At 66.1% G+C, this 23250-nt stretch carries 16 protein-coding genes; 3 read left to right on the plus strand and 13 right to left on the minus strand.

All coding sequences use genetic code 11. The features are described 5' to 3' along the window. Positions 1-26: 26 nt before the first annotated feature. The 7 genes from ACTIEY_RS18405 to rpmH form a co-directional block, all read right to left on the minus strand. Positions 27-737: a hypothetical protein gene (locus ACTIEY_RS18405; RefSeq protein WP_439520600.1), complete on the minus strand. Its 711-nt coding sequence runs from the start codon at positions 735-737 to the stop codon at positions 27-29. A 58-nt stretch (positions 738-795) separates the two neighbouring features. Next, positions 796-1287, minus strand: coding sequence for a Crp/Fnr family transcriptional regulator (locus tag ACTIEY_RS18410; protein ID WP_439520601.1), 492 nt, complete (start codon positions 1285-1287; stop codon positions 796-798). Between the two features lie 106 nt (positions 1288-1393). Further along, on the minus strand, positions 1394-2791 hold the full coding sequence (gene mnmE, locus ACTIEY_RS18415) for a tRNA uridine-5-carboxymethylaminomethyl(34) synthesis GTPase MnmE (RefSeq protein WP_439520602.1): 1398 nt from the start codon (positions 2789-2791) through the stop codon (positions 1394-1396). A 149-nt stretch (positions 2792-2940) separates the two neighbouring features. Continuing rightward, the gene (gene yidC, locus ACTIEY_RS18420) at positions 2941-4650 is read right to left on the minus strand and encodes a membrane protein insertase YidC (protein ID WP_439520603.1); all 1710 of its coding nucleotides are present in this window, start codon (positions 4648-4650) and stop codon (positions 2941-2943) included. Beyond that, a complete protein-coding gene (yidD, locus tag ACTIEY_RS18425) occupies positions 4647-4934 on the minus strand; it encodes a membrane protein insertion efficiency factor YidD (RefSeq protein WP_439520604.1) in 288 nt (95 codons plus the stop codon). The genes yidC and yidD overlap by 4 nt, the downstream gene beginning before the upstream one ends. Continuing rightward, the gene (locus ACTIEY_RS18430) at positions 4924-5325 is read right to left on the minus strand and encodes a ribonuclease P protein component (RefSeq protein ID WP_439520803.1); all 402 of its coding nucleotides are present in this window, start codon (positions 5323-5325) and stop codon (positions 4924-4926) included. The genes yidD and ACTIEY_RS18430 overlap by 11 nt, the downstream gene beginning before the upstream one ends. A 70-nt stretch (positions 5326-5395) precedes the next feature. Next, positions 5396-5530 carry a 50S ribosomal protein L34 gene (gene rpmH / locus ACTIEY_RS18435; protein ID WP_006299042.1) on the minus strand — a complete coding sequence of 45 codons (135 nt, stop codon included), beginning with the start codon at positions 5528-5530 and terminating at the stop codon, positions 5396-5398. A 224-nt stretch (positions 5531-5754) separates the two neighbouring features. On the opposite strand from rpmH, the gene dnaA reads away from it, so the two are divergent. From dnaA to gyrB, 3 genes are all read left to right on the plus strand, one after another. After that, a complete protein-coding gene (gene dnaA, locus ACTIEY_RS18440) occupies positions 5755-7161 on the plus strand; it encodes a chromosomal replication initiator protein DnaA (protein WP_439520605.1) in 1407 nt (468 codons plus the stop codon). Positions 7162-7266: 105 nt separating this feature from the next. Next, positions 7267-8373 carry a DNA polymerase III subunit beta gene (dnaN, locus tag ACTIEY_RS18445; protein WP_439520606.1) on the plus strand — a complete coding sequence of 369 codons (1107 nt, stop codon included), beginning with the start codon at positions 7267-7269 and terminating at the stop codon, positions 8371-8373. 81 nt (positions 8374-8454) lie between these two features. Further along, a complete protein-coding gene (gene gyrB / locus ACTIEY_RS18450) occupies positions 8455-11070 on the plus strand; it encodes a DNA topoisomerase (ATP-hydrolyzing) subunit B (RefSeq protein WP_439520607.1) in 2616 nt (871 codons plus the stop codon). 62 nt (positions 11071-11132) lie between these two features. Here gyrB and ACTIEY_RS18455 read toward each other — a convergent pair whose 3' ends face one another. From ACTIEY_RS18455 to treS, 6 genes are read right to left on the minus strand one after another with little or no spacing between them, the layout of a single operon-like run. Then, the gene (locus ACTIEY_RS18455) at positions 11133-12311 is read right to left on the minus strand and encodes an amylo-alpha-1,6-glucosidase (protein WP_439520608.1); all 1179 of its coding nucleotides are present in this window, start codon (positions 12309-12311) and stop codon (positions 11133-11135) included. Beyond that, a complete protein-coding gene (treY, locus tag ACTIEY_RS18460; RefSeq protein ID WP_439520609.1) occupies positions 12295-15252 on the minus strand; it encodes a malto-oligosyltrehalose synthase in 2958 nt (985 codons plus the stop codon). The genes ACTIEY_RS18455 and treY overlap by 17 nt, the downstream gene beginning before the upstream one ends. Then, positions 15249-17081, minus strand: coding sequence for a malto-oligosyltrehalose trehalohydrolase (gene treZ, locus ACTIEY_RS18465; RefSeq protein ID WP_439520610.1), 1833 nt, complete (start codon positions 17079-17081; stop codon positions 15249-15251). Before treZ ends, treY begins: the two co-directional genes overlap by 4 nt. Further along, the gene (gene glgX, locus ACTIEY_RS18470) at positions 17078-19219 is read right to left on the minus strand and encodes a glycogen debranching protein GlgX (protein WP_439520611.1); all 2142 of its coding nucleotides are present in this window, start codon (positions 19217-19219) and stop codon (positions 17078-17080) included. The genes treZ and glgX overlap by 4 nt, the downstream gene beginning before the upstream one ends. Next, the gene (locus tag ACTIEY_RS18475) at positions 19219-19899 is read right to left on the minus strand and encodes a mechanosensitive ion channel family protein (RefSeq protein WP_439520612.1); all 681 of its coding nucleotides are present in this window, start codon (positions 19897-19899) and stop codon (positions 19219-19221) included. The genes glgX and ACTIEY_RS18475 overlap by 1 nt, the downstream gene beginning before the upstream one ends. Before the next feature lie 14 nt (positions 19900-19913). Continuing rightward, entirely contained in the window at positions 19914-23237 is a 3324-nt protein-coding gene (treS, locus tag ACTIEY_RS18480; RefSeq protein WP_439520804.1) for a maltose alpha-D-glucosyltransferase, read from the minus strand. Positions 23238-23250: the final 13 nt, after the last annotated feature.

The raw sequence follows: 23250 nt of genomic DNA on the forward strand, positions 1-23250 counted from the left end.
TGGATGCGCTTCTCCGGTGGCACCCGTCAGAGCTTGCCGTGCTGCGTTTCGCTCAGCGCCGCAAAGTCGCTGTGCGACTCGGGCACCGGCAGCGGCGCATCGGGCGCTGTCCGGTAGGGCGGCGTGGTGACGCTTTGCAACGCACGGCGAAACGCCGCCACTTCGTCGTCGCCCACCACCTGCGCGGGCTCGCGCGAAGGCGGCGTGATCTCCGGTCTCGGAATCGCCGTCGGGCTGGGAATCGGCATGGGACGTGACGGAGAAGGCGGCACCGCGCCCGGCGTCATCAACACCGTTTCGCGGCGCGTCTGTGCGGACACGGCGGCCTTCAGCGCCATGCCCACCTGGTCGTGCGAGGCCTTGCGGCGCCAGTACACCGAGCGGATGTCCATTTCGTGCCGCGTCTTCGCGCTCTGCTGGATCCAGCGCTCGATCTCCAGCAGGTACTCGTCGGGCATGGCCTGTGCCGGCAGGGCGAGGTCGATCAGCACCAGGAAGGTGTCACCCGTGGCGTCGAGCGTGAGCACCTTGAACTCGTAGCTGGTGGAGAGCACACCCGCGCGGATGAGCGATTCGCGCACCACCGAAAACAACTGCTCGCGGCGAAGGATGCGGCGACCCCGGCGCGGCGAGATCAGCGGCAATGTCGTCTGGCTGAACTTGTTGCGGGCGCGTGTGAAGCCCCCCTTGCCGGTCAATGAAGATTTCCGGGCTTGCCACCAACTCGTCAAGGACATGGACAGCGTTTGCGCAGGGGAGAAGCGCAGAAAAGGTTGATCGGAGGGCATGCAGGAATCAGGTCACCGCGACCCGCTTGGGCCGGTTGTACATGCGCCGCGCCAGCACCGCCGACATGGCCACCGCGAGTTCCAGGGCGATTTCGGGGTGGCGCGAGGACAGTTCGCGAAAACGCAGCGGTGTCAGGCACCAGAGCCGGCAATCGCTGCCGGCATGCACCGTGGCGCTGCGGGGCAGGTGGCTGTAGAACGCGCCCTCGCCCAACAGCGAGCCCGAGCCGACCACGGCGATGCGCACCCTCTCGCGCGAATCCTCGTAGTGCACGGTGAGCGTGCCGCTCTCCACGAAGTACACGGTGCGGTCCTTCACGCCCTGCTCAATGAGCACCTGGCCCTGTTGCAAGGCCACGGGCTGCAGGTAGTTGGCGAGCATCGGCCACTGGCTGTCGTTGAGATTCAGGGGCACGGCATCCAGCGCGCTGGACAGCCGCATGGAGTTGGCCAGGCCTTGAATGTCAAAGCGCACGGAGGCGGGAAGCTGGGCGTTCATGGGGTCACGTTAACCGCGCTGTGCACCCGCGCGCAAGCACGTCCTTACCCCTGCTTACAGTTGCACTCCGGGCGGTGCGAGAGCCACCGTGAACGGTGCGCCGGGCTCACTTGCCGATGCAAAAACGCGAAAAAATCTCGCCCAGCAGGTCGTCAGCGGTGAACTCGCCGGTGATCTCGCCCAGCGCCTGCTGCGCCAGGCGAAGTTCCTCGGCCAGCAAGTCCAGATGCTCGCCGCGCGCCGCCAGCAGCGTGGCGGCGGCCTGAAGGTGTTCGTCCACGCGGCGAAGGGCCTGCAGGTGCCGCTCGCGCGCCATGAAGAGGCCATCGCCGGATTGCTCCCAGCCTGCGATCTCCAGCAGGCGGCCTCGCAGAGCCTCGAGCCCCGCGCCGTGTTTGGCCGAGATGACCAGCGCGTCGACCGTCTGCGCCAGCACGGCCTTGAGCGCCAGGGCATCGCACTGGTCCTGCTTGTTCCACACCTGCAGCACCGGCACGCCCGCGGGCAGTTGCGCTTCGATGGCGGCATCGGCCGTGCGGTAGGCGGCATCCGCCTGGCGGCCCAGGTCGTGCACGAACAGCACCGCATCGGCACGCTGGATGCGGTCCCAGGCGCGCTCGATGCCGATCTTCTCGACCTCGTCCACATCCGGGCTGTCGCGCAGGCCGGCGGTGTCGATGACGTGCAATGGCACGCCCTCGATCTGGATGGTCTGCTGCACGACATCGCGCGTGGTGCCCGCCACCGGTGTGACGATGGCCAGCTCGGCGCCTGCCAGCGCGTTCAGCAGTGAACTCTTGCCCGCATTGGGCTGGCCAGCGATCACCACCTGCAGGCCATCGCGCAACAGCGCGCCCTGGCGCGCCTGCGCCTGCACGCCCGCCAGAGCCGCTTGCAGGCGATCGAGCTGCCCGCTGGCGTCGGCCTTCTGCAGGAAATCGATCTCCTCCTCGGGAAAATCCAGCGTGGCCTCCACCAGCATGCGCAGGTTCACCAAGGCGTCGCGCAGCGCATGCACGCGGCTGGAGAACAAGCCCGCCAGCGAACGCGAGGCACTGCGCGCTGCCGCCTCTGTGCTGGCATCGATCAGGTCGGCCACCGCCTCGGCTTGCGCCAGGTCGAGCTTGTCGTTCAGGAACGCACGCTCGGTGAATTCCCCCGCCCGCGCCACCCGCAAGCCCGGCAGCACCTCACGCCCCAGCTCCAGGCATCGCGCCAGCAACAACTGCAACACCACCGGCCCGCCGTGCCCCTGCAGTTCGAGGACGTCTTCCCCGGTATAGGAATGCGGGCCCGGGAACCACAGGGCCAGACCCTGGTCGATCGCCTGCCCGGACGCGTCCTGAAACGGCAGGTAGGTGGCCTCCCGCGAGCGCAAGGCGCGACCCAGCAAGGCCTCGACAAAAGGCCCCAGCCCCCGCCCGGAAACCCGCACGATCCCCACTCCACCCCGACCGGGCGCCGTGGCAATGGCAACGATGGCATCACGCGAGGCAGCGAGCATAACGAGCGAGCATAAAAGAGAAGGGCCCGCAAAGCAGGCCCGAGAAAAGAAGAAGCGCACCCCTTCCGGAGACACCGAGGGTCCGGCTCCGCCGGCCCCAGGTGTCGTCCCCCCTCCAGGAGGGAAGCCGCGTCAGCGGCGCAGGGGGGTCACGTGAATTTGGGCATGCTGAATTTGAGAGGCACACCCATGCTCTTGTTGATCACCGCCTGCTGCGCAATGGTGAGCACGTTGTTCGTGATCCAGTACAGCACCAGGCCGGACGGGAAGAAGAAGAACATGACCGAGAACATCAGCGGCATCAGCCACATCAGCTTCGCCTGCAGCGGATCGGGCGGCAGCGGGTTCAACGCGGTCTGGATCATGGTCGTCACGGCCATGACCAGCGGCAGGATGTAGTACGGATCGGGCGAGGACAGGTCGGTGATCCACAGCTGCCAGGGCGCGTTGCGCATCTCCACGCTGGAGAGCAGCACCCAGTAGAGCGCGATGAACACCGGGATCTGGATCAGGATGGGGAAGCAGCCACCCAGCGGGTTGACCTTTTCCTCGCGGTACATCTTCATCATCTCCTGCTGCATGGCCTGCGGGTTGCCCTTGAGGCGCTCGCGCATTTCCATGATGCGGGGATTGATCTTCTTCATCTTGGCCATGCTGCGGTAGGCGCTGGCGTTGAGCCAGTAGAACGCCGCCTTGATCAGCACCACCAGCAACACGATGGCCCAGCCCCAGTTGCCCACGTAGCCGTGGATCTTCTCCAGCAGCCAGTACAGCGGCTTGGCCAGGATGGTCAGCCAGCCGTAGTCCTTCACCAGCTCGAGGCCCGGCGCAATGGTCTCCAGCACCTTCTCTTCCTGGGGGCCGACGAAGAGGCGCGATTCCACGGTCTGGCTCTGCCCCGGTGCAATGGCGGGCAGGCCGCTGATGCTGCCCACCGCGAACAGGTTCTTGTCGACCTGGCGCACGAAGTTCTCACGCGCCAGACCGTCGGCCAGCACCCATGCGGAAGCGAAGTAGTGCTGCACCATGGCCACGTAGCCATCGCTGGTGTTCTTCACGAACTCGGTCTTGTTCTTCTCGATGTCGGTGAACTCGACCTTCTGGTACTTCTTCTCGGTGGTGTAGACCGCCGGGCCGGTGAAGGTGGAATAGAAGGGCGTCTCGCTGCTGAGCTTGCTGCCATCGCGCACGAGCTGCAGGTACAGCTGCGGGCTCACCGGCTGACCGCCGACGTTCTGCACTTCGTGCTTCACGCCGATGTCGTAACGGCCGCGGCGCACCGTGTAGGTCTTGACCAGCTTGACGCCGCCGACCTCGGCCGATTCGAAGCGCACCTGAAGTTCGTCGCGTCCCTCGGCCAGCGTGGTGTCACCGCTGACCAGCGTCATCGGCGTCTTGTGGGTCGGGAAACTGCCGCCGATCAGGCCGGTCTGTGCGACGTAGATGCGCTCGCCCGCCTGGGTGAGCAGCGTGAAAGGCTGCTCCGTCTGGTCCTTGCTCTGGCGTGTGGCCTCGGCGTGCTTGAGCAGTTGCGCACCGATCAGCGAGCCACCTTCGCTGTTGAACACGAGCTTGAACACATCGGTGCTCACCTCGTGGCGCTGAGCCACCGCACCGGGCGCGCCGCCTGGCGCCTCGCCACCGGCAACGGCGGTCGAAGGCGTGCCCTGTGTCGTGGCCATCGGCAGGCTGGCGTCGGCTGCAGCCGGTGCGCCGGTGTTGGCCGCGGGTGCGCTCACGGGTGCCGATCCGGGGAAGAACGTGGGTTTCTGGCCATTGTGGATTTGCCACTTGTCCCAGATCAACACCATGGAGAGACCAAAAACCACCCACAGGATGGACCGACGGATGTCATTCATGACGGGTTCTTCTTTTCGCAGGAAGGTGAAATCAGGCGGGTGAACAGGAAGCCTGTCGATTCAGGGACCGGGTCGTGGCCGCCCTCGCACCAGGGATGGCAACGAACGAGGCGCCTGAGCGTGAGCGCACTGCCGTTCAAGGCACCGTGTCGCTCCAGGGCGCCAATCGCATAAACGGAACAGGAAGGCTCGAAGCGGCAGCCGTTGCCCAGCCAGGGGCTCAGCAGCAGGCGGTACCCCTTCACCAGGCCCACCAGGGCCTGGCGCGGCCAGTCAGACAGCATCGCGCGCCTCCTGCGGAAGCAGCACGCGCGACAACAATTGATCGAGTTCCGCCCGCACCGCGCGCTTGAGGGGTTCAGACGTGGCACTCAAGAACTGCTGGCGGCTGAACTCGCTGCGCAGGCGCACCACGAGCGCCGCGTGCGGCAGGGCATCGGTGCGCTGGCGGGCGGCCTCATAGATCTGGCGGCGGATGGCGTTGCGCGTGACGGCGCGGCGCGCCCAGCGCTTGGGCAGGAGAACGCCCAGCCACGCATCGGCCACGGGAAAGAGGGCCCGGCCTTCATGTGCGCTGGAGAGCGCAGCACGGTGCAGGGCGAAGTGGGGGGTCTTGGCCACGGGGGCTCCCGCCATGACGGCCTGGAACTGTTGCCGGGACCGCAGCCGCTGGATCACCGCTGAACCACCAGAGCCGCAGAAGGTTGCGGCCGGGTGAAACGGCGCCGGCACAGCATGCGCAGCCTCAGACGGCCAGGCGCTTGCGGCCCTTGGCGCGGCGGGCGTTGATCACGGCGCGGCCGCCGCGCGTCTTCATGCGGACGAGGAAGCCGTGGGTGCGTGCGCGGCGAATCTTGGAGGGCTGGTAGGTGCGTTTCATGGTGGTCTGCTCAAATCGGGGAAACCCGCAATTATCGCAAAGAAAACCAAAGTACGGCAAGCACTTGGCCCTGCGAGCCCGCGCACCACCTGAACTAGGGCCTTGCCATCCTGCGACAGAAGAATTTGATCGACCGCCTTGTGGATAAGTACCCGGTCCACCTACAATGCCCAGCCGGCCCCGGGTCAATTGTCCACAACCAGAATCAACGAGACTTTCCCAGCATGATCGAGGGCACCCAACCCGACGCTTCCGTGGCCGACACCCGGTCGCTCTGGTCCACCTGCATGGACCTCCTGTCCCAGGACATCCCCGAACAACAGTTCAACACCTGGATCCGGCCCCTTTCCGCGACCGTGGTGCCGGACGGTTCTCGCGTGGTCGTCTCGGTGGCCAACCGCTTCAAGCTCGACTGGATCCGCGCCCAGTACGCGAGCCGCATTTCGGCCTTGCTGGAGTCCGTGCAAGGCGCGCCGGTGGTGCTGGAGTTGGTGCTTGCTCCGCGCGAAGGCCCCAGCCGCACGTCACCCGCCCCGCGCACAGTGCAGGATCAGGTGCTGTCCGAGCTGCCCGATCTGGCGCCGGCCGAGCTGGTGGCACCGAGCGGCCCCAAGACCCGACTGAACCCCGCACTCGCTTTTTCCACCCTGGTGGAAGGCTCGGCCAACCGCATGGCACGCGCCGCGGCGATGCACGTGGCCGGCAGCCTGGGTCAGCTCTACAACCCGCTCTTCATCTATGGCGGCGTCGGCCTGGGCAAGACGCACCTGGTGCATGCCATCGGCAATCACCTGCTGGCCGATCGTCCACAGGCCAAGGTTCTCTACATCCACGCCGAGCAGTTCGTCTCCGATGTGGTCAAGGCCTACCAGCGAAAGACCTTCGACGAGTTCAAGGAGCGCTACCACTCGCTGGACCTGCTGCTGATCGACGATGTGCAGTTCTTTGCCAACAAGGAGCGCACGCAGGAAGAGTTCTTCAATGCGTTCGAGGCCCTGCTGGCCAAGAAGAGCCACATCGTGCTGACCAGCGACACGTACCCCAAAGGCCTGGCGGACATCCACGAACGGCTGGTCTCGCGCTTCGATTCCGGACTCACCGTGGCCATCGAGCCGCCCGAACTGGAGATGCGGGTGGCCATCCTGATCAACAAGGCGGCGGTCGAGAACGCCGTGATGCCCGAGGAAGTGGCGTTCTTCGTGGCGAAGAACGTGCGTTCCAACGTGCGCGAGCTCGAAGGCGCGCTGCGCAAGATCCTGGCCTATTCGCGTTTCAACCAGAAAGAGATTTCGATTGCGCTGGCGCGCGAGGCGCTGAAAGACCTGCTGTCGATCCAGAACCGGCAGATCAGCGTGGAGAACATCCAGAAGACCGTGGCCGACTTCTACAAGATCAAGGTGGCGGACATGTACAGCAAGAAGCGCCCGGCCAGCATTGCACGCCCGCGCCAGATCGCCATGTTCATCGCCAAGGAGCTGACCCAGAAAAGCCTGCCCGAAATCGGCGAGTTGTTCGGGGGGCGCGACCACACCACGGTGCTCCATGCGGTGCGCAAGATTGGCGCCGAGCGGCTGCAGAACACCGAGCTGAACCAGCAGCTTCATGTGCTGGAACAGACCCTCAAGGGATGAGGCCGCAAAAAGGCGAAAATAGCGGGGATTTGGCCCCGCCAGATCCAGGGCCCACCGGGGAGGGATGCTCCGGCCCACAAGCAACCAGAGACGAAAGAGTCTGACATGATCGTTTTGAAATCGACCCAGGACAAGGTTTTGGCCGCGCTGCAATCGGTGGCCGGCATTGTGGAGCGGCGCCACACCCTGCCGATCCTGGCCAACGTGTTGCTGCGCAAGACCGGCTCGCAGGTGCAACTGACCACCAGCGACCTCGAGATCCAGATCCGCACCACCGCCGCGCTCGATGGCGACGACGGCAACTTCGCCACCACCCTGGGCGCGCGCAAGCTCATCGACATCCTGCGCACCATGCCGGGTGACCAGACCGTGAGCCTCGAATCCACCGGGGGCAAGCTGACCCTCAAAGGCGGCAAGAGCCGCTTCACGCTGCAGAGCATGCCAGCCGAAGACTTTCCCCTGGTGCAGGAGTCGGCCAGCTTCGGGCCGGTGTTCTCGGTGCCGCAGAAGACCCTGAAGAGCCTGCTGGGCCAGGTCTCGTTTGCGATGGCGGTGCACGACATCCGCTACTACCTCAACGGCATCCTGTTCGTGGCCGAAGGAAAGCAGCTCAGCCTGGTGGCCACCGACGGCCACCGCCTGGCGTTTGCCTCCAGCACGCTGGACGTGGAAGTGCCCAAGCAGGAGGTGATCCTGCCGCGCAAGACCGTGCTGGAACTGCAGCGCCTGCTGTCGGACAAGGAAGGCGCGATCGAGATGCAGTTCGCCGCCAACCAGGCCAAGTTCAGTTTCGACGGCATGGAGTTCGTCACCAAGCTGGTCGAGGGCAAGTTCCCCGACTACAACCGCGTGATCCCCAAGAACCACAAGAACATCGTCACGCTGGGCCGCGCGCCGCTGCTGGCTTCTCTCCAGCGCACGGCCATCATGACGAGCGAGAAGTTCAAGGGCGTGCGCCTGAATGTGGAGCCCGGTTCGCTTCGCGTCGCATCGAGCAACGCCGAGCAGGAAGAAGCCGTGGACGAACTCGACATCGACTACAGCGGCGACACCATCGAGATCGGCTTCAACGTCACCTACCTGATCGACGCGTTGCAGAACATGTCGCAGGAGATGGTGCGCGTCGAACTCTCCGATGGCAACAGCTCCGCGCTGGTCACCAACCCCGATGACAACGCCTTCAAATACGTTGTCATGCCCATGCGGATCTGAAGCCAGCCCCCTGGTTGATACCGCCTTCCAAACCCGCGAACACCGCGGGTTTGGCGTTTACTGAGATCGAGAAACTGCACCATGTCCGACGCCAACAAGCCCGCCGATTCCGTCAACACCGGCGCGGCCCAAGCCGATAGTTCCAATTTCCAGCCGATCATCGATGCCCACCAGGCCGGCGCCAGCGAAGGTTATGGCGAGGGCTCGATCCAGATCCTGGAAGGCCTGGAGGCGGTGCGCAAACGCCCGGGCATGTACATCGGCGACACGTCGGATGGCACGGGCCTGCACCACCTGGTTTTCGAGGTGGTCGACAACTCCATCGACGAAGCCCTGGCCGGCCACTGCGACGACATCGTGGTCACCATCCACACCGACAACTCCATCAGCGTGGTGGACAACGGGCGTGGCATTCCGACCGGCGTGAAGATGGACGACAAGCACGAGCCCAAGCGCTCGGCGGCCGAGATCGCGCTCACTGAATTGCACGCTGGCGGCAAGTTCAACCAGAACAGCTACAAGGTCTCGGGCGGCCTGCACGGCGTGGGTGTGAGCTGCGTGAACGCGCTCAGCCAGTGGCTGCGCCTGACGGTGCGCCGCGAAGGCCATGTGCACCAGCTCGAGTTCGCGCGCGGCTTCGTGCAGAACCGCATCGTCGAAAGCACGCCCACCGGCGTGGAACTCTCGCCCATGCGCGTGACCGGCGCCACCGAGAAGCGCGGCACCGAAGTGCACTTCCTGCCCGACTACGAGATCTTCCGCGAGAACGCGGACTTCCACTACGAGATCCTGTCCAAGCGCCTGCGCGAGCTGAGCTTCCTGAACAACGGCGTGCGCATCCGCCTGAAGGACGAGCGCAGCGGCAAGGAAGACGACTTCTCCGGCGCCGGCGGCGTCAAGGGCTTCGTGGATTTCATCAACAAGGGCAAGACCGTCCTGCACCCCAACGTGTTCCACGCGCTCGGCGACCGCCAGAGCGACCAGGGCACCAACATCGGTGTGGAAGTGGCGATGCAGTGGAACAGCGGCTACAACGAGCAGGTGCTGTGCTTCACCAACAACATCCCGCAGCGCGACGGCGGCACCCACCTCACGGGCCTGCGCGCGGCCATGACGCGCGTCATCAACAAATACATCGAAGAGACCGAGCTGGCCAAGAAGGCCAAGGTGGAAGTCACCGGCGATGACATGCGCGAAGGCCTGTGCTGCGTGCTCAGCGTGAAGGTGCCCGAACCCAAGTTCAGCAGCCAGACCAAGGACAAGCTGGTCTCCAGCGAAGTGCGCGGCCCGGTCGAAGACATCGTGAGCCGCCTGCTCACCGACTACCTGCAGGAGCGCCCGAACGACGCCAAGATCATCTGCGGCAAGATCGTGGAGGCCGCGCGTGCCCGCGAAGCCGCGCGCAAGGCGCGCGAAATGACCCGCCGCAAGGGCGTGCTCGACGGCATGGGCCTGCCCGGCAAGCTGGCCGATTGCCAGGAGAAAGACCCCGCCTTGTGCGAGATCTACATCGTGGAGGGCGACTCCGCCGGTGGCTCCGCCAAGCAGGGCCGCGACCGCAAGTTCCAGGCGATCCTGCCGCTGCGCGGCAAGATCCTGAACGTGGAAAAAGCCCGCTATGAAAAGCTGCTGACCAGCAACGAGATCCTCACGCTCATCACCGCCCTGGGCACCGGCATCGGCAAGGCCACGGGCGCGGGCGGCACGGCCGGCGTGGACGACTTCAACGTCGCCAAGCTGCGCTACCACCGCATCATCATCATGACCGACGCCGACGTCGACGGCGCCCACATCCGCACCCTGCTGCTGACCTTCTTCTACCGCCAGATGCCCGAGCTCGTGGAGCGCGGCCACATCTACATTGCGCAGCCGCCGCTGTACAAGGTGAAGGCCGGCAAGGAAGAGCTGTACCTGAAGGACGCTTCGGCGCTCGACGGTTTCCTGCTGCGCATTGCCTTGAAGGACGCATCCGTGTTCACCGGCGGCGCCACGCAGACCACGCTGAACGGCGACACCCTGGGTGAGCTCGCGCGCAAGCACCAGATCGCCGAAAGCGTGATCGCACGGCTCTCCAGCTTCATGGACGCCGAAGCGCTGCGCGCGATCGCCGATGGCGTGTCGCTCAACCTCGACAGCGTGGAACAGGCCGAAGCCAGCGCGGTGGCGCTGCAGGCCAAGCTGCGCGAACTCACCACCACCGGCGTGCCGGCCGAAGTGGCCTCCGAGTTCGACGTGCGCACCGACAAGCCCATCCTGCGCATCAGCCGTCGCCACCACGGCAACATCAAGAGCAGCGTGCTCACGCAGGACTTCGTGCACGGCGCCGACTACGCGGCGCTGGCCACCGCCGCCGACACCTTCCGCGGACTGCTCGGCGAAGGCGCCAAGGTCATGCGGGGCGAAGGCGACAAGCAGCGCGAGGAAAAGGTGGCCGACTTCCGCATCGCCATGCGCTGGCTCATCAGCGAAGCCGAGCGCACCACCAGCCGCCAGCGCTACAAAGGCCTGGGCGAGATGAACCCCGAGCAGCTGTGGGAAACCACCATGGACCCGAACGTGCGCCGCCTGCTGCGCGTGCAGATCGACGACGCCATCGAAGCCGACCGCGTGTTCACCATGCTGATGGGCGACGAAGTGGAACCGCGCCGTGACTTCATCGAGACGAACGCGCTGCGAGCGGGGAACATCGACGTCTGAGGCTGCAATGGCAAGGCGCTACATGGAGCGCAACTGCCAATGGCGAAGGAGAACGCCGCAGATCACACCTCGTGGTCAATGGCACGACGGGCGAGCAGGAAGGTGGCCGCATTCCAGCTTTGCCCTGCCATGCCCATGGGTTTCAACGTGCGCCCATGAAACCATTCGGTGAAGCGCCAGTTGTCGAGCGCATTGACATGGGCAAGTCGCGCCAGCGCACCCGCTGCCTGCTCCCGCATACCGACCTGCGCGAGGGCCATCACCCAGTAGCCCCCCACGAAGGGCCAGATGCCCCCGTTGTGGTACTGATGGACGCTGTTCTGCTGATGCCGCGCCATGTACGGCCGCCACAGCTCATGCTGGCGCGACAAAGGGTGCAGCACGACCCGCACGGGGAAAGGCTCTGCAGCATGTGCCTTGTCGATGGTACGAACGATCTGGAGGCTCTTCGAGGTGTCGGCCAGTCCGTTCAGTACGGCCATCAGGTTGCCGAACACGTCACCCTCGTGGCCTGAAACTGCGAGATTGACAAAACTCAGGTAGAGACCCGGATCGGAGCGGCCGCGCCGTGCGTAGTGGCGCAGCAGGCGTGCCCTGTGGTACTCGGGCAGGTCGCGCTGGAAGGGATCGAACAGGTGGTTGAAGTGGTGGTGCGTCGCGCTGGCGTCGGCCAGTTCGAAACGCCGCTTCACGTCGTACCACAGCGCGTTGGTGTACAGCACATAGCCCGATCTCGGCATGATGTCGGCCCAATCGCTGGCCTCGTTCTGCTGGAGCAGTCTGAAACGCTGGTGCTCCTGCGCCAGCAGCCAGGCGATCGCTCGGTCCACCCCAGCCTGCCAGCGATCGGGCGCGACGCGCCCCGCACGGCGCACGTGGTCCACCGCGATCAGCCACCACAGCGTGGCATCGATGCAGCCGAGGTACCAGAAGTCGGCATCCTGACCGTCCGGGTCAACGTACTTGGGAATCTGCCCGGTCGGCGCCTGTTGCGCCACCAGCGCCTCGATGCTGGCCACCGCCCCGTCCTCCAGGGCCTCGATGCCGCTGCCACACATGGCCATGACGCAGATCGCCGCATCGCGCCCGAAGATGCGGGTGTAGCGGCGTGCCTCGGCGGCTTCCGTGCGGCTGGCGGCCAGAATGCCGTGGGGCGTCAGGTTGTCTTGCAGCAGTTTCAGCGCGGCCTGGGTGCAGGCTTCAATCAGCGCAGGAGTGGACGCTTCAGGCTCGTGGGTCATGGGTTCCGGTGTCGGCACTGAAGAGCGCCGCGACTGGAAATTCTCGCAGCACTTCGGCCAGTGGCAGCGTCGCCCCCAGCGGCCCGTGGCGCCGACCGCTCACGGCATCGACGAGCCACCGATCTGCCGTATCCGGCGCCGCGCCTTGGGGCCAGAGGATCTCGGTGTCGCCCCAGACGTCGCCCACCGGTGCAACGCCCACCGGGAGCCCGAATGCGGCGCTGAGGCGCGTGCCGACCACCACCACCCATGCCTGGCCGTGACGGCGGGCGAAAGCAATCACATGGGCGCGACGTTCGCCGCGAACCTCCAGCGGCACATACGCCGCTTCACGCAGCATGTCTGCATGGCGCTGCCGAAGTTGCAGGGCCTGCCATGTGACCCAGAATTTGGCCCGACCATCGGGCGCTTGCGCCAGCACCGCCTTCAGTGCGGCAGACCGGTCGGGCAAGGCCGCCACGACCCGAGCCTCGGCCAGCATGGCGCGGCGCTCGTCAAAATCGATGGCGCGCCGGTTGTCGGGGTCGACCAGTGACAGCTGGATCGCCTCGTGCCCCTGGTAGAAATCCGGCACGCCCGGCGACAAGGTCTTGACCACGGCCATCGTCAGGCCATTGAGCGCACCGTGCCAGGCGGCCACTGCCGCCGTGCTCTGCAAGTCCTCGAGAAACAGGTTGCGATCACGGTGACCGAGCAACGCATGCACGAACGAGGAGAGTGCGCCCTCGTACGCCGCGTTGGGGTTCATCCAGCTGGTCACCGACTTGGACTCGCGCGCCGATTTGAGCATCGCCTGCTCGATCCGCAATGCATAGGCGCCCAGCTCTGCTTCGTCGTGCATCTCCCGGGGCAAGCTGCCCACCAGCAGTTGATAGAGCAGGTACTCGTCGTTGCGGGTGGGTGCGCGCTTGCCATCCACGGTGCGCTTGTGACTGCGGTTCAGTCGGCTCCAGCGCCGCGAGGTCAGGCGCCAGAGAGCCGGCATCTCGCTGATGACGTCGATGCGCAGCCGCACGTCTTCCGATCGTTTGGCATCGTGGGTGGATGTCGCCAGCATCGTGTCCGGCCAGTGGATGGAGCGGTCGAGGCTGGCCTGGTGGAACGCCTCCACCGACATACCGAACGCATCGGGTTCTCCACCCACGTCGTTCACCGACACCAGCCGGTGGTGGCGGTACAGCGCGGTGTCCTCGATGCCCTTGGCTGCCACCGGCGCCGTGTACTGCTGCAGTCGGCGAGCGAACACCCGGTAGCGTTCGCCCAGGCCCGCTGGTGAGCCGCTCAGGGGTCGCCCGATGAGCACGCGACGCAGGAAGTCGAACACCCCGACATCCGCAGCCAGGCTGCGACGGCGGGCGCGACCGATGGCCCAGTCGATGAACTTGCGGTCCTGAGCGCTGGGTTTTTCAAGCATGTAGGTGCGGTAGACCGGGAACGAAGCCACGACCTCGGCCAGCGCCTGCCGCAGCGAGTTCAGCGTGAAATCGCGCGTGCGACGGTCCTCGCGGGCCAGCCGCAGGAGCGATGCGCTGAGCACCGTGAGTTCGGCGGCCAGCGTCCCATCCATGACGACATGGCGGCACTGCCAGGCCAGCGTGTCGAAATCCTCGGCTTCTTCCCCAACGAACGATCGCCATGCCCGATCCAGCCGGGCCTTTGCAGCGCTGTCGATCAGCAAACCATTGATCACGTTGGCGAACCGGTAGCCGGTGGTGCCGTGCACTGCCCAGTCGGGTGGCACCGCTTCGTGCGGCGCCACGATCTTCTCGATGACGACGTACAGCGGTAGATTGGCCAGTCTGCCGTCAGGCTGCACCGCAGGTGCAGGCAGACCCGCCATGTCGGCGTAACGCAATTGCAGGCGTTCGAAATACCCGGCAGGATCGGCCATGCCGTCGGGGTGGTCAACGCGCAACCCATCGATGGCGCCACTGGCCGCCAGTTCGAGCAACAGACGGTGCGTCGCCTCGAACACGTCCGCGCGCTCCATGCGCAGTGCGGCCAGCTCGTTGATGTCGAAAAAACGGCGGTAGTTGATCTCGTCGGCCGCGATGCGCCAATGGGCGAGGCGGTAAGCCTGCGCGCCGATGAGGATGTCGAGCGCGTCGAAGCTGCTGCGCTCGCCGGGGCGGCCGTTCATCCCGGCAAGCACCTGAGCGATCGCCGCCTCCAGCGCCGGGAGTTCGCGCACCTGCTTCGCCAGCGCCAGTTTCAGCAAAGTCTTGTCGCGCTGGCGGCGTTGCCGGGCCGAAGCGTCGGCCTCGTCGTGTGGCGGGAGCCGGTCGAACTGTGCGGCCAGGCTCGACAGCGCATTGAACCGGGCACTCGACATTTCTCTGGTGGGCAGATGGCGCTGCGCCAGCCGGAGCAACGCGCCGTACGCTTTTGGATCGAGCGGAAGCCGGTGTTCGAAATACGTCAATGCGAAGCCGCCGCCCGCCGCATCGAAGACCAGGCGGATTTCACCTCGCTCGAGGACGGCCCCATACTGGTCGCCCAGGATCGGCAACAGCACCTGGTTGGCCAGCACCGGATCGGCGTTGCGCCATTCGATGTCGAAGTGGTCGGCGTGCGCCGATGCAGCCCCGTTCTCCAGCACATCCAGCCACCAGGCGTTGTCGCCACTGAGCACGCCCATGTGGTTGGGCACGATGTCCACCAGCAATCCCATTCCCGCAGCGTGCAGGCCGGCGACCAGTTGATCGAATTCGGCCCGCGTGCCCAGCTCCGGATTGAGCATGCCGTGGTCGACCAGGTCGTAACCATGCTGGCTGCCAGCCCGCGCTCGAAGCGGCGGAGAAATGTAGAGGTGACTGATGCCCAGATCGGCCAGATACGGCACGAGGGCGAGCGCGTCGTTGAAGCGAAACGCGTTGTGCAGCTGAACGCGGTAGGTGGCGCGCGGCACGATCGCCTGCCGCGGCGGGGCGTGGGCCGTCATGGCGTTTCCAGGTTGAACTGCACCGACCAGGGCGCCAGCCGCGCAGCTTCCGGATGGCTGCGGTACACCGCGGTGCCCGGCAGTTCGGTCAGGCCTGCGGGGCCCTCGTGTGCAGCCAGTTGCGCCTGCAGGTGCCAACGGCGGCCCGACCCCAGCGGCCACGTGATGCGAAGCGTCTCAGGCGCTGCGAGCGACATGGCGCCGCTGCGCGAGCCCTGCAGCCAGGGGATGAGGTGCTCATGACGAAGCTGCAACAGCTCGGTGTACAGCCTGAGCCATTCGGCGTGGGGCGCCCGTTCGCGCTCTGTCCAGTCGAGCAGGCTGCGGGCGAACGTGCTTTCGGCATTGGGATCGGGAATGGTCTCACGCACGCCAGGATCGTTGAAGCGGGCGAAGCGCCCGAACTCGGCACGTCGACCGTTGGTCACGGCCTGGGCGAGCTCACCCTCGTAGTCGCAGAAATACAGGAAGGGTGCGCTGGCCATCCACTCTTCGCCCATGAACAGCATCGGCGGCGACGGCGCCAGCAGCACACACGCCAACAACGCGCGCAGCGCATCGGTGCGGTCTGCCGCCGCAGCAAGCGTGGCGATGCGCTCGCCGAACGCGCGGTTGCCCACCTGGTCGTGCGTCTGCAGAGAGTTCACGAAAGCCAGCGGCGGCAGATGGGTCGAGGGGGTTCCCCGCACCTCGCCGTCGCGATAGGGAGACGGATCGCCCTGGAAGGCAAAACCTTCGGCCAGTGCGCGGCCGAGGAGCCGCACCGTTTCGGCGGCGTAGTCGATGTAATAACCGTCCGTCTCGCCAGTGGCCAGGACGTGGACGGCGTGGTGCACGTCGTCGTTCCACTGCGCGTCCGCCAGCAGCGGGCCACCGGCCAGGTCGCGGCTCAGACGCGTCGCGTCGTTGAGGTCGTTCTCCAGCACCAGATGCACGTGCCGCTGGCTTCCGGGACCAGCGCGCACGGCGGCGAGGAGTTCGTCGATGAAGTGCGGCGAGCCGGTGTCGTGCATGGCGTGCACCGCGTCGATGCGCAGGCCGTCGAGATGGAACTCCTCGATCCAGTAGAGCGCGTTGTGGATGAAGAAGTCGCGCACGGTCCGGCTGCCCTCGCCGTCGAGGTTGATCGCCGCACCCCAGGGTGTGGCCACCGCGGGATTGAAGAAACCGGGCGCGTAGGCGTTGAGATAGTTGCCGTCCGGGCCGAAGTGGTTGTAGACCACGTCCAGCAGCACCATCAGCCCGCGCTCGTGGGCCGCGCAGACCAGCCTGCGCAGGTCGTCGGGCGAACCGTAGGCGGCCTTGGGGGCGTACAGCAGCACGCCGTCATAACCCCAGCCCCGCCCGCCCGCGAACTCCGCCACCGGCATCAGCTCGATGGCGGTGACGCCGAGCGCTACCAGGGCGTCCAGCCGCGCGATGGCCGACGCAAACGTGCCTTCGGCGGTGAAGCAGCCGACGTGGAGCTCGTAGATCACCGCTTCGTGCCAGGGCCGGCCGCGCCACGGCTCGTCGGGCCAGTCGAAGCTGCGCGCATCGACCACGGTGCTCGGCCCATGCACGCCGTCGCGGTTGCTGCGCGAGGCCGGATCGGGGATCGTCGCGCCCGCGTCGATGCGGAACGCGTAGTCGGGCCGGCCGGGAGCCGATGGCAGCTCGAGCTCGAACCAGCCGTCCGCCAGGGCGCGCATCGGCAGGCTGCCCGCGTCGGGTGCGTCGCCGCTGAGCACCAGTTCGACGTGGGTTGCCGCGGGTGCCCACAGACGAAAGCGCGTGTCGCCCTGTTCGGTGGGCTGGGCCCCGAACGGCATGTCGTGGTGGCGCTTCATGGCGCGGGGTTTCGCTTGAAGCGCACCAGCGCGAGCGAACGTGCCGCCAGCACGTAGGGCTGCGCCGGATCGAAGGGGGCTTCGGGCCGGTCGGCGCTGTTCGAGGTGTCGATCAGCAATTCGCCTGCGGCCGGCACCAGGCCGGGCGGCACCACGAACTGCACCTCGTTCGAATCGGCGTTGAACATCAGCAGAAAGCTGTCGTCCCGCACGGCGCGTCCACGCCCGTCGACCTCGTTGAGGCCTTCTCCCGAAAGAAAGACGGCCAGCGCGCGGGCATGGTCCTGCCCCCACTCCTGCTCGCCCATCTCGCCCCCGTGGGGTTGCAGCCAGACGATGTCGCGCACGGCGCTGCCGCGCAACGGCCGGCCCTGGAAGAAGTCGCGACGCCGGAACACCGGATGGTCCGCGCGCAAAGCCATCACGCGCTGCGTGAAGGCCAGCAGCGAGCGCTGGTCTTCGTCGAGGGTCCAGTCGAGCCAGCTGATCTCGTTGTCCTGGCAGTAGGCGTTGTTGTTGCCGCGCTGCGTGCGCCCCATCTCGTCGCCTGCCAGCAGCATGGGCACGCCCTGCGACAGCAGCAGCGTGGTGATGAAGTTGCGCTGCTGGCGTGCGCGCAGGGCCAGCACGCCAGCGTCGTCCGTCGGCCCTTCGGCACCCGAGTTCCACGACAGGTTGTGGCCGTGGCCATCCCGGTTGTCTTCGCCGTTGGCCTCGTTGTGCTTGTCGTTGTAGGACACCACATCGGCAATGGTGAAACCGTCGTGCGCGGCAATGAAGTTGATGCTCGCGTAGGGTTTGCGGCTGCTGCGGTTGTACAGGTCGCTGGATCCGGTGAGGCGCTGGGCGAATTCCCCGATCAGGCCGCCCTCACCCTTCCAGTAGGCGCGCATGGTGTCGCGGTATTTGTCGTTCCATTCGGCCCAGCCGACCGGGAAGTTGCCGACCTGATAACCGCCCGAGCCCAGGTCCCAGGGCTCGGCGATCAGCTTGACGCGCGACAGCACCGGGTCCTGGCGCAGGATGTCGAAGAACGCGCTCAGCCGGTCGACGGCGTGCAGTTCGCGCGCGAGCGCCGACGCGAGATCGAAGCGGAAGCCGTCGACATGCATTTCCGTGACCCAGTAGCGCAACGAGTCCATCAGCAACTGCAGCACGCGAGGATGCTGCATGTTCAGCGTGTTGCCGCAGCCCGTGAAATCCTGGTAGTGGCGCGGGTTGTCGTGCGCGAGGCGGTAGTAGGCGGCGTTGTCGACACCGCGAAACGCCAGCGTCGGGCCGAGTTCGTTGCCTTCGGCCGTGTGGTTGTAGACCACGTCGAGAATCACCTCGATGCCGGCCTCGTGCAGTGTGCGCACCATGGTCTTGAACTCGCCGATCTTCCCGCTCGCGCTGTACCGGTGTTCCGGCGCGAAGTAGCCGATCGTGTTGTAGCCCCAGTAGTTGCGCAGGCCCTTCTCGACCAGGTGGCGGTCGTCCAGGAACGAGTGCACCGGCATCAGTTCCACCGTCGTCACACCCAGGCGCTTGAGATGGTCGATCACCGGCGCGCACGCCAGGCCGGCGTAAGTGCCTCTCAACTCAGGCGGAACGTCAGGGTGCAGGCGGGTGAAACCCCCCACGTGAAGCTCGTAGATCACCGTCTCGTGCCAGGGCACATTAGGCGGGCGGTCATCGCCCCAGGTGAAGGCCGACTCGATGACCTTGCAGCGCGGCAGGTAGGGCGCACTGTCGCGGCGGTCGAACGACAGATCGGCCTGGGCGCTGCCCACCTTGTAGCCAAACAATGCGTCGTGCCAGCGGATGGAGCCGACGATATTGCGCGCGTAGGGATCCAGCAGCAGCTTGTGTCCGTTGAAGCGGTGACCGTCCTGCGGCCGGTAAGGCCCATAGACGCGGTAGCCATACAGCACGCCGGGACGGGCTTGCGGCAAGTATCCGTGGAACACCTGATCGGTCTGCTCGCGCAGGGCCAGACGAGCGATCTCGTTGCGCCCGCTGGCATCGAACAGGCACAGTTCAACCCGCTCGGCCGACTCGGAAAAGAGAGCGAAATTGACGCCCATGCCGTCCCAGGTGGCGCCTCTGGGGTACGGCTTGCCGGGCCAGAGCGCATCGATCACGTTGCTGGATGCCATCAGAGGGGTCCGTGGGTGTCGCGCGGAAACCAGCGCTCGATCATCTGGGCGGCACGCTCGCGCGCGCCAAGGCCGAACGCCAGTGCCAGCGCGAAGACCACGCCGCTCAGCAGGATCAGGAAGGTGTGCTGGATCAGCCCGCCGCCGATGTCCAGGTGGTCGATGGCAAGCAGGAGCACGAAGGCCATGACCGCGTACCGCACGATCCGGCTCAGGATCTCCGCGTCGCTGATGCCTGCCGCCTTGAAGTAGCGCTGCACCGCGTTGGCGACGAAGCGTGAGAAGTAGCTGCCGAAGACCACCACCAGCAGGGCTACGAGCAGGCGCGGGACGAACAGCAGGATCCTGCCCAGCAAATCGGTCACCTGGGTGAGGCCCAGCGTGTTGAAGGCCACGATCAGCGAGGCGATCAGGACCAGCACATACCCGATCGCTCCGAACCACTCCGCCGTGTCCTTCTCCGAGCCGCCCTGTTTCAGGAAGCCGTCGATGCCGGCGCGCTCGGTGAGGATGTGAAAGTTGAGCGCCCTCAGGGCCTTCACGATGCCGATGCGCAGGCCCTTGGCCAGCAGCCAGCCGACCACGATCACAGCCAGCGCCACGCCAAGGCGCGGCAGGAAGTTTCCAATCTCAAGCAGGAGCCCGCGCAGCGGGACCAGCATCACGTCGATGTTTTCCATCTCTACTCCTGTGTCTAGTTCTCAACGCCGGCGAGTGCGGCAATCCCGGCCAGCGGGACGCCCACCCAGTCGGGCCGGTTGTCAAGCTCGTAGCGCAGTTCATACAGCGCCTTCTCGAGCTCGAACAGATCGAGCAGCGCGGTGGCGTCGTCGAACGCCGCCTCGTTCGCATAGAGCCCACCGGCCACCGCGACCTGGCGGTAGGCGCGCAGGAACGCCTCCCGCATCGCGCGCTCCCAGCGTCTCGCACCCGGCGTCAGGCGCTCCAGTTCGACGCTGCCCTGCGCCGTCTGGTGCAGCGCCGTGTGTCGGGCGTAGTCGAACGAGCGGAGCATGCCGGCCACATCGCGCAAGGCGCTGTGTCGGGCGCGCCGTTCCTCCAGCGAGCGTTGGGGCTCACCCTCGAAATCGATGATCAGGAAGTCGTCCTCCGCGATCAGCACCTGTTGCAGGTGCAGATCGCCGTGCAGGCGGGTCTTGACGCCGGCTGGCGACACCGACGCGGCCAGGGCGATCCGGTGTTCGAGCGCGGCGCGGGCGGACCTGACCCGCGTGGACAACATGGCCAGCGGTTCGCTCAGCGCGCCCTGGCGCGTGCTCAACATCCTGAGCGTGCGATCGAGTTCGCCGCGCACCGAGGTCGACCAGTTGGTGAGGTCGGTGGCACGGATCGGTTCGGGATCGAAGGCCGCCAGACCGTGCGCCTGTGCCAGTGCGACGTGCAGCTCCCCTACGCGTCGCGCCAGGACTTCCACCCGTTGCGCCATGGCATCCAGGCCGGCCTGCAGATCGGTGTCGACGTTGCGCAGCGATTCGAGCAGGCGGGCCAGCTGGTCGACCATGAAGTTCCAGGCGTCGCCCTGGTTCTTGACTTGCGCCTGCAGCAGCGCCAGCGCCCAGACGGTGCCGTCCTTCGCGTGGAACTCGACGCTGCCGGCCACGGGCACGCAATGCTCGAAGCGCGCCACGTCGGTCAGGAAGCTGCCCATCTCGAGCTCGGGGTTCACACCCGCGTGCAGTCGCCGATAGGCCTTCAGGAAGATCCGCTCGCCCAGCAGACTGATCGAGTTGCTGCTGGTGGTCAGCCGCTGGAGCGGCGTCGCCTCTTCCAGCGCATCGCCGATGATGGCGCGGTAGGCCTTGGTTGGCACGAATCGCACCACGCCGCCGTCGGCCGCGGTTTCGCGCCGCGCCCCGATGGCCTTCACCACCGCCCGGCAGAAAAGCTCGTCGCCCATCGCGTCGCCCAATACCCCCATGGTGGCCTGCTGGCGCACCTTCGTCACCGCCACCGGCATCAGCGCGCGTGTGCGCTCTTCGTCGTCATCGTCGAAGGCGATCACCATGGGGGCGAAATAGCGCTCCGATGTGGCGGGCCCATGGGTGTCGAACATCGCCAGCAGCCACTGCGATTTGCCGTCTTCGAGCAAGCCGTGGGAGACCAACGTGGCGCGCTCCAGGGGTTCGCTCTTGGCCGCGTACCAGCGCTGGCGCTGCATGAAGTGGGGCATGAGTTCGCGTTCGAACTGGTTGCGCGTTTTCTCCGCCATGCCCATGCGCCACGGCACGACGTTGCCACGGAAGAAACTGTTCCAGCCGTCGAACAGCACGAGGACGGGTAGGTCCTCGAGTGCCAGCCGTTCTGCGTGCCACGGCGGCGGCGCCGCATCGGTGGCGAGGCGGAACCAGAAGAAGCCATAGGCCGGCAGCGTCAGCATGTAGGGGAGGTCCCCGATGGGGGGGAACGGGCTGCGGCCCATCATCTCCACCGGGACGCGGCCCTTGTGCGCTTCGAGCGAGAGCTCGACCGGCTGCGCGACGCGGCTGACGTTGAACACGCACAGGATGACGTCTTCGCCGTACTCGCGGATGTAGGCCAGAACCTTGCGGTTGCCCGGATGCAGCATGGTGAAACGACCGCGGCCGAAGGCCTGGGTGCCGCTGCGCATGGCGAGCATGCGCCTGGTCCAGTTCATCAGCGAAGACGGTTCGCGCGCCTGCGCTTCGACGTTGAGCGCCTCGAAGCCATAGATCGGGTCCTGGATAGGGGGGAGGTACAGGCGCTGCGGATCGGCGCGCGAGAACCCGCCGTTGCGGTCGCTGGTCCACTGCATCGGCGTGCGCACGCCATCGCGGTCACCCAGAAAGATGTTGTCGCCCATCCCGATCTCGTCGCCGTAGTACAGCACCGGCGTGCCAGGCATGGAGAGCAGCAGGCCGTTCATCAACTCGATGCGCGCCCGGTCGTTCTCCAGCAGCGGCGCGAGCCGGCGGCGGATACCCAGGTTGATGCGCGCTCGCGCGTCCGAGGCGTACATGCGGTACATGTAGTCGCGCTCCTTGCTGGTGACCATCTCCAGCGTCAGCTCGTCGTGGTTGCGCAGGAACACCGCCCACTGGCAGCTGTCGGGAATCTCGGGCGTCTGCGCCAGGATCTCGACGATCGGGTGACGGTCTTCCTGGGCGATGGCCATGTACATGCGCGGCATCAGCGGGAAGTGGTAGGCCATCTGGCATTCGTCGGCGTCGCCGAAATACTCGCGCACGTCCTCGGGCCACATGTTGGCTTCGGCCAGCAGCAGCCGGCCGGGGTAGTGCGCCTCGATGCGCGCGCGGATCGCCTTGATCACCGTGTGGGTCTCGCGCAGGTTCTCGTTGCTGGTGCCGTCCCGTTCGATCAGGTAGGGAATCGCATCGAGCCGGAAGCCGTCGACCCCCATCTCAAGCCAGAACTCCATCGTCTTCAGCACCGCCTCGAGCACCAGCGGATTGTCGAAGTTCAGATCGGGCTGGTGGCTGAAGAAGCGGTGCCAGAAATACTGCTGCGCGACCTCGTCCCAGGTCCAGTTCGACTTCTCGGTGTCGGTGAAGATGATGCGGGTGCCCGAATAGAGCTTGTTGTCGTCGCTCCAGACGTAGAAGTCGCGCTCGGGAGAACCTTTGGGGGCGCGGCGCGCGGCCTGGAACCAGGGGTGCTGGTCGGAGGTGTGGTTGACCACCAGCTCCGTGATCACACGAAGGCCGCGACGGTGCGCCTCGATCACGAAGGCCCGGAAGTCGTCGAGCGTGCCGTAGCTCGGGTGCACGTCCTCGTAGTCGGCGACGTCGTAGCCGTCGTCCCGTTGTGGCGATGGGTAAAACGGCAGCAGCCAGATCGTGTTGACGCCGAGCGACTGCACGTGGTCCAGGCGTTCGGTCAGGCCCCGGAAGTCGCCGATGCCGTCTCCATTGGCGTCGGCGTAGGCCTTGATGTGCAGCTCATAGACGACCGCGTCCTTGTACCAGAGCGGATCGGGCACGGGTTCGCCCGCGGGCGCGGCAGGGATGATGGCGCTGATGTCTGCGCGCGTG

This window comes from Hydrogenophaga sp., from assembly GCF_051858985.1.
Taxonomy (GTDB): Bacteria; Pseudomonadota; Gammaproteobacteria; order Burkholderiales; family Burkholderiaceae_C; genus Hydrogenophaga.